The sequence below is a fragment of the Methylobacterium sp. WL18 genome (genome assembly GCF_008040015.1).
GTDB lineage: Bacteria > Pseudomonadota > Alphaproteobacteria > Rhizobiales > Beijerinckiaceae > Methylobacterium > Methylobacterium mesophilicum.
Genome location: NZ_VRVD01000770.1, coordinates 1 through 1,979, shown reverse-complemented (window position 1 = coordinate 1,979; position 1,979 = coordinate 1). Strand labels below are relative to the sequence as shown.

Here is a 1,979-nt window from a genome sequence, read left to right as displayed (position 1 = left end):
AGCCCGCCCTTGGCGGCGGCCAGGCGGCCCTCGGCCCCCTGCGCGGCCGAGACGCGCTGTTCCAGCACGGCCGCGGTGGCGTTGCCGGTCTTGGCCAGCGACTGGGCGCGCTCCAGCGATTGTTTGGCTTCGACGCTGGCGGCCTCGGCCTGGACGATCTGGCTCCGGGCCTGGACGATGGCCGCCTCGGCCCGGGCGACCGCGGCGACGTTCGAGGCCTCCTGGGTGACGATCATCTCCTGGGACAGCCGCGCGAGCACCTGGCCCTTGGTGACCCGATCCCCTTCCTCGACCAGCAATTCGGTGATGCGCAGGCCCTCGACCTCCGGGGCGACCAGGATCTCGTCCCGGGGGACCAGCGTTCCGGTGACGACGGCGCGCTCCACGATCTCGCGGCGCTGGACCGGGACGACCGTGACCGCGGGGGCGATGGCGGAGGCGTCGGGGACCGCGGCCGTCTCGACGGCGCGGGCCGGCACTGCTGCCAGGATCAGGAGCCCGCACAGGACGCTGAGGCGGCACGCGCGCCCGGACATGATCGGCAAAACGGAAGCCTCGCTGGCGGCGTTGTACTGGTGCTGCCCCTCCGTCGCTGTGCAGATCGGCGTTTTCATGGCGCGGGCACTCTCGATCGAACCAGCATAGCGGCTTCGTACAAGTCCGTCCCCGGAGCCTGGAGCCGCAGGTGGGGTGCAGATGAAAACAGCAGCGTTTGACCGCCTCCGACCTGCAACCGTCGCCGCGATGGGCCGTTATTAGTCCGATGGTCTTCGTGCGACCGGGGAGGATTCGATGAGCATCTTTCAGATCAAGCAGACGAAGAGCGGCGCCGTGGTCTGGACCGGTGCGGCCGACGACGCTCAGACGGCACTCGACGCCATGGCCCGCGAGGCCGGATACCGCGACTTCTCGGCCCTGCCCGACACGATCCGCGACACCGGACTCGAGGCCGCCAAGCTGGACCTGATTTCTTAAGACATTCTTTGCCATCGCGAAGCGAGCGAAAGGCGTTTGTCATCCATGACGGACGCCTTTCTTATGTCTGCTCGGCGAGCATCCGTGTCAGCCCTGAAAGACGCTGAGCCGGCTCCTTCAGTCATCCCGGGTCCGCGAAGCGGAGTCCGGAATCCGGAAACGCAGGTCGCGCAGGATCTCGCGCTGTCGGCGGCTCTGGGTTCAGGGTTCGCCTGCGGCGCCCCGGACTGACGGGGTGGAGGTAGGGTTCGCGGTCGAGCGCCCGCTGCACTCAGTCGCTTCGCTGTGCAGCCTCAGAGGCTGTGAGTCTTTCGATTCATCGCTGGCGACAGACGATGACGCTGCAGCAGACCTTCGGAGGTTCATCCAGGCTCGCGATCCCATGTGGGACGTCCCCCCGAAGGTTTGGGCTCGAGGTCGATGATGGAGCGCGACATGCCCCCTCTCCCGTGCGGGCTTGCGGATTCACACATCGGGTCTGCAGAATACACGGGAGGCACCGCGGCTTTCCCTCCCCCGCAGAGGGGGGAGGGAGATGCGCGTGGGGGTAGCCTTAGCCCTCATCCGGCAGCGATGTGTCCACGTCGTAGCCCGCACGGGAGAGGGGGCCCGCGGCTCCTACTGGGGCGATAGGCCCGTCCGGCACCGCTGAGGCGTCGGATGCATGGGACATCGAAGGGCGATCGATCGAAAGGCTCACCGCCTCTCAGGATGAGGGCGAGGATTGGAATGACCGGTCAAACAGGCCCTCAGCCGCGTCCGATCTCTCGGACCAGCGCCTCGATCGTGGCCGCGCAATCCGGGATCGCGCTCGGCCGGTACAGGCCGCCGATGATCGATGGGTCGAGGGCCAGGCCGGCGCGGATGAGGCCGGGCCATGCCTCGGCGGCCGGCCAGCCGTGGTGGACGATGGCGGCGCCGCGCTTCTGCAGCGCCTCGGCCTTCTCGGTCTGCTCGCCGTAGGCGCGCTCCTCCGGCAGGCAGAGGAAGCGCTTGGCCTGTCC

The 1,979-nt window shown here is 68.4% G+C and carries 2 protein-coding genes and 1 pseudogene; 1 reads left to right on the top strand and 2 read right to left on the bottom strand.

The genetic code is table 11. The annotated features are described in order from the left end of the window. A partial coding sequence (locus FV228_RS28090) for a biotin/lipoyl-binding protein (protein ID WP_187277946.1) occupies nt 1-536 on the bottom strand: 536 nt, incomplete at its 3' end. Nucleotides 537-792: 256 nt separating this feature from the next. Here FV228_RS28090 and FV228_RS28085 point away from each other — a divergent pair. Beyond that, the gene (locus FV228_RS28085; protein ID WP_147857491.1) at nt 793-975 is read left to right on the top strand and encodes a hypothetical protein; all 183 of its coding nucleotides are present in this window, start codon (nt 793-795) and stop codon (nt 973-975) included. A gap of 749 nt (nt 976-1,724) precedes the next feature. Here the strand turns inward: FV228_RS28085 and FV228_RS28080 are convergent. Next, nucleotides 1,725-1,979, bottom strand: a pseudogene (locus FV228_RS28080) (glycosyltransferase); the annotation flags it as partial.